Origin of the sequence: Pseudoalteromonas caenipelagi (assembly GCF_013140855.1) — a bacterium.
Lineage (GTDB): Bacteria > Pseudomonadota > Gammaproteobacteria > Enterobacterales > Alteromonadaceae > Pseudoalteromonas > Pseudoalteromonas caenipelagi.
The window spans coordinates 1-5,271 of record NZ_JABBPG010000020.1 but is presented as its reverse complement, the minus strand read 5'-3'; the positions used below and the strand labels follow the sequence as shown (position 1 = coordinate 5,271).

The following is a 5,271-nucleotide window of genomic DNA, read 5'->3' as shown; positions in this document are numbered from 1 at the left end:
CTCGAGTCTAGAGGGCCCGTTTAAACCCGCTGATCAGCCTCGACTGTGCCTTCTAGTTGCCAGCCATCTGTTGTTTGCCCCTCCCCCGTGCCTTCCTTGACCCTGGAAGGTGCCACTCCCACTGTCCTTTCCTAATAAAATGAGGAAATTGCATCGCATTGTCTGAGTAGGTGTCATTCTATTCTGGGGGGTGGGGTGGGGCAGGACAGCAAGGGGGAGGATTGGGAAGACAATAGCAGGCATGCTGGGGATGCGGTGGGCTCTATGGCTTCTACTGGGCGGTTTTATGGACAGCAAGCGAACCGGAATTGCCAGCTGGGGCGCCCTCTGGTAAGGTTGGGAAGCCCTGCAAAGTAAACTGGATGGCTTTCTTGCCGCCAAGGATCTGATGGCGCAGGGGATCAAGCTCTGATCAAGAGACAGGATGAGGATCGTTTCGCATGATTGAACAAGATGGATTGCACGCAGGTTCTCCGGCCGCTTGGGTGGAGAGGCTATTCGGCTATGACTGGGCACAACAGACAATCGGCTGCTCTGATGCCGCCGTGTTCCGGCTGTCAGCGCAGGGGCGCCCGGTTCTTTTTGTCAAGACCGACCTGTCCGGTGCCCTGAATGAACTGCAAGACGAGGCAGCGCGGCTATCGTGGCTGGCCACGACGGGCGTTCCTTGCGCAGCTGTGCTCGACGTTGTCACTGAAGCGGGAAGGGACTGGCTGCTATTGGGCGAAGTGCCGGGGCAGGATCTCCTGTCATCTCACCTTGCTCCTGCCGAGAAAGTATCCATCATGGCTGATGCAATGCGGCGGCTGCATACGCTTGATCCGGCTACCTGCCCATTCGACCACCAAGCGAAACATCGCATCGAGCGAGCACGTACTCGGATGGAAGCCGGTCTTGTCGATCAGGATGATCTGGACGAAGAGCATCAGGGGCTCGCGCCAGCCGAACTGTTCGCCAGGCTCAAGGCGAGCATGCCCGACGGCGAGGATCTCGTCGTGACCCATGGCGATGCCTGCTTGCCGAATATCATGGTGGAAAATGGCCGCTTTTCTGGATTCATCGACTGTGGCCGGCTGGGTGTGGCGGACCGCTATCAGGACATAGCGTTGGCTACCCGTGATATTGCTGAAGAGCTTGGCGGCGAATGGGCTGACCGCTTCCTCGTGCTTTACGGTATCGCCGCTCCCGATTCGCAGCGCATCGCCTTCTATCGCCTTCTTGACGAGTTCTTCTGAATTATTAACGCTTACAATTTCCTGATGCGGTATTTTCTCCTTACGCATCTGTGCGGTATTTCACACCGCATCAGGTGGCACTTTTCGGGGAAATGTGCGCGGAACCCCTATTTGTTTATTTTTCTAAATACATTCAAATATGTATCCGCTCATGAGACAATAACCCTGATAAATGCTTCAATAATAGCACGTGCTAAAACTTCATTTTTAATTTAAAAGGATCTAGGTGAAGATCCTTTTTGATAATCTCATGACCAAAATCCCTTAACGTGAGTTTTCGTTCCACTGAGCGTCAGACCCCGTAGAAAAGATCAAAGGATCTTCTTGAGATCCTTTTTTTCTGCGCGTAATCTGCTGCTTGCAAACAAAAAAACCACCGCTACCAGCGGTGGTTTGTTTGCCGGATCAAGAGCTACCAACTCTTTTTCCGAAGGTAACTGGCTTCAGCAGAGCGCAGATACCAAATACTGTTCTTCTAGTGTAGCCGTAGTTAGGCCACCACTTCAAGAACTCTGTAGCACCGCCTACATACCTCGCTCTGCTAATCCTGTTACCAGTGGCTGCTGCCAGTGGCGATAAGTCGTGTCTTACCGGGTTGGACTCAAGACGATAGTTACCGGATAAGGCGCAGCGGTCGGGCTGAACGGGGGGTTCGTGCACACAGCCCAGCTTGGAGCGAACGACCTACACCGAACTGAGATACCTACAGCGTGAGCTATGAGAAAGCGCCACGCTTCCCGAAGGGAGAAAGGCGGACAGGTATCCGGTAAGCGGCAGGGTCGGAACAGGAGAGCGCACGAGGGAGCTTCCAGGGGGAAACGCCTGGTATCTTTATAGTCCTGTCGGGTTTCGCCACCTCTGACTTGAGCGTCGATTTTTGTGATGCTCGTCAGGGGGGCGGAGCCTATGGAAAAACGCCAGCAACGCGGCCTTTTTACGGTTCCTGGCCTTTTGCTGGCCTTTTGCTCACATGTTCTTGCTGCTTCGCGATGTACGGGCCAGATATACGCGTTGACATTGATTATTGACTAGTTATTAATAGTAATCAATTACGGGGTCATTAGTTCATAGCCCATATATGGAGTTCCGCGTTACATAACTTACGGTAAATGGCCCGCCTGGCTGACCGCCCAACGACCCCCGCCCATTGACGTCAATAATGACGTATGTTCCCATAGTAACGCCAATAGGGACTTTCCATTGACGTCAATGGGTGGAGTATTTACGGTAAACTGCCCACTTGGCAGTACATCAAGTGTATCATATGCCAAGTACGCCCCCTATTGACGTCAATGACGGTAAATGGCCCGCCTGGCATTATGCCCAGTACATGACCTTATGGGACTTTCCTACTTGGCAGTACATCTACGTATTAGTCATCGCTATTACCATGGTGATGCGGTTTTGGCAGTACATCAATGGGCGTGGATAGCGGTTTGACTCACGGGGATTTCCAAGTCTCCACCCCATTGACGTCAATGGGAGTTTGTTTTGGCACCAAAATCAACGGGACTTTCCAAAATGTCGTAACAACTCCGCCCCATTGACGCAAATGGGCGGTAGGCGTGTACGGTGGGAGGTCTATATAAGCAGAGCTCTCTGGCTAACTAGAGAACCCACTGCTTACTGGCTTATCGAAATTAATACGACTCACTATAGGGAGACCCAAGCTGGCTAGCGTTTAAACTTAAGCTTGGTACCGAGCTCGGATCCGCCACCATGGACTGGACATGGAGAATCCTGTTTCTGGTCGCCGCCGCCACCGGAACCCACGCCGAAGTGCAGCTGCTGGAATCTGGAGGGGGCCTGGTGCAGCCCGGCGGCAGCCTGAGGCTGTCCTGCGCCGCCAGCGGCTTCACCTTCTCCAGCTACGCCATGAACTGGGTGCGCCAGGCCCCAGGCAAGGGACTGGAGTGGGTGTCCGCCATCACCATGAGCGGCATCACCGCCTACTACACCGACGACGTGAAGGGCCGCTTCACCATCTCCCGGGACAACAGCAAGAACACCCTGTACCTGCAGATGAACTCCCTGAGGGCCGAGGACACCGCCGTGTACTACTGCGCCAAGGAGGAGTTCCTGCCAGGAACCCACTACTACTACGGAATGGACGTGTGGGGACAGGGAACCACCGTGACCGTGTCCAGCGGCCAGCCCAAGGCCCCCAGCGTGTTCCCACTGGCCCCATGCTGCGGCGACACCCCCTCCAGCACCGTGACCCTGGGATGCCTGGTGAAGGGATACCTGCCAGAGCCAGTGACCGTGACCTGGAACTCCGGCACCCTGACCAACGGCGTGAGGACCTTCCCAAGCGTGCGCCAGTCCAGCGGACTGTACTCCCTGTCCAGCGTGGTGAGCGTGACCTCCAGCTCCCAGCCAGTGACCTGCAACGTGGCCCACCCAGCCACCAACACCAAGGTGGACAAGACCGTGGCCCCAAGCACCTGCTCCAAGCCAACCTGCCCTCCTCCCGAGCTGCTGGGCGGCCCCTCCGTGTTCATCTTCCCTCCCAAGCCCAAGGACACCCTGATGATCTCCAGGACCCCAGAGGTGACCTGCGTGGTGGTGGACGTGAGCCAGGACGACCCCGAGGTGCAGTTCACCTGGTACATCAACAACGAGCAGGTGCGGACCGCCCGCCCTCCCCTGCGCGAGCAGCAGTTCAACTCCACCATCCGGGTGGTGAGCACCCTGCCAATCACCCACCAGGACTGGCTGAGGGGCAAGGAGTTCAAGTGCAAGGTGCACAACAAGGCCCTGCCCGCCCCCATCGAGAAGACCATCAGCAAGGCCAGGGGCCAGCCACTGGAGCCCAAGGTGTACACCATGGGCCCTCCCCGCGAGGAGCTGAGCTCCAGGAGCGTGTCCCTGACCTGCATGATCAACGGCTTCTACCCCAGCGACATCTCCGTGGAGTGGGAGAAGAACGGCAAGGCCGAGGACAACTACAAGACCACCCCAGCCGTGCTGGACAGCGACGGCTCCTACTTCCTGTACAACAAGCTGTCCGTGCCCACCAGCGAGTGGCAGCGGGGCGACGTGTTCACCTGCTCCGTGATGCACGAGGCCCTGCACAACCACTACACCCAGAAGAGCATCTCCAGGAGCCCCGGCAAGAGGGGAAGGAAGCGCCGGTCCGGCAGCGGAGCCACCAACTTCAGCCTGCTGAAGCAGGCCGGCGACGTGGAGGAGAACCCAGGACCAATGGTGCTGCAGACCCAGGTGTTCATCTCCCTGCTGCTGTGGATCAGCGGAGCCTACGGAGCCATCCAGATGACCCAGTCCCCCAGCTCCCTGTCCGCCAGCGTGGGCGACAGGGTGACCATCACCTGCAGGGCCAGCCAGGGCATCAGGAACGACCTGGGCTGGTACCAGCAGAAGCCCGGCAAGGCCCCCAAGCTGCTGATCTACTCCGCCAGCACCCTGCAGTCCGGAGTGCCCAGCCGGTTCTCCGGCAGCGGCTCCGGAACCGACTTCACCCTGACCATCAGCTCCCTGCAGCCCGAGGACTTCGCCACCTACTACTGCCTGCAGGACTACAACTACCCCTGGACCTTCGGCCAGGGCACCAAGGTGGAGATCAAGAGGCAGCCAGCCGTGACCCCATCCGTGATCCTGTTCCCTCCCTCCTCCGAGGAGCTGAAGGACAACAAGGCCACCCTGGTGTGCCTGATCTCCGACTTCTACCCCCGCACCGTGAAGGTGAACTGGAAGGCCGACGGAAACAGCGTGACCCAGGGAGTGGACACCACCCAGCCAAGCAAGCAGTCCAACAACAAGTACGCCGCCAGCTCCTTCCTGCACCTGACCGCCAACCAGTGGAAGAGCTACCAGTCCGTGACCTGTCAGGTCACCCACGAAGGGCACACCGTCGAAAAATCTCTGGCCCCCGCCGAATGTTCTTGATAGCTCGAGTCTAGAGGGCCCGTTTAAACCCGCTGATCAGCCTCGACTGTGCCTTCTAGTTGCCAGCCATCTGTTGTTTGCCCCTCCCCCGTGCCTTCCTTGACCCTGGAAGGTGCCACTCCCACTGTCC

The 5,271-nt window shown here is 57.6% G+C and carries 4 protein-coding genes; 3 read left to right on the top strand and 1 reads right to left on the bottom strand.

Annotation, left to right across the window (positions count from 1 at the left end):
- The first annotated feature begins 440 nt into the window (after positions 1 to 440).
- A complete protein-coding gene (locus tag HG263_RS22785; protein ID WP_004614937.1) occupies positions 441 to 1,235 on the top strand; it encodes an APH(3')-II family aminoglycoside O-phosphotransferase in 795 nt (264 codons plus the stop codon).
- A gap of 1,100 nt (positions 1,236 to 2,335) precedes the next feature.
- On the opposite strand, the gene HG263_RS22780 is transcribed toward HG263_RS22785, so the two are convergent.
- On the bottom strand, positions 2,336 to 2,506 hold the full coding sequence (locus HG263_RS22780) for a hypothetical protein (RefSeq protein WP_016729406.1): 171 nt from the start codon (positions 2,504 to 2,506) through the stop codon (positions 2,336 to 2,338).
- On the opposite strand from HG263_RS22780, the gene HG263_RS22775 reads away from it, so the two are divergent.
- A complete protein-coding gene (locus HG263_RS22775) occupies positions 2,500 to 2,667 on the top strand; it encodes a hypothetical protein (RefSeq protein ID WP_168837978.1) in 168 nt (55 codons plus the stop codon). The two genes, HG263_RS22780 and HG263_RS22775, sit on opposite strands and share 7 nt — an antisense overlap.
- Positions 2,668 to 2,954: 287 nt before the next feature.
- Entirely contained in the window at positions 2,955 to 5,141 is a 2,187-nt protein-coding gene (locus HG263_RS22770; RefSeq protein ID WP_171628227.1) for an immunoglobulin domain-containing protein, read from the top strand.
- The last annotated feature ends 130 nt before the right edge of the window (positions 5,142 to 5,271 follow it).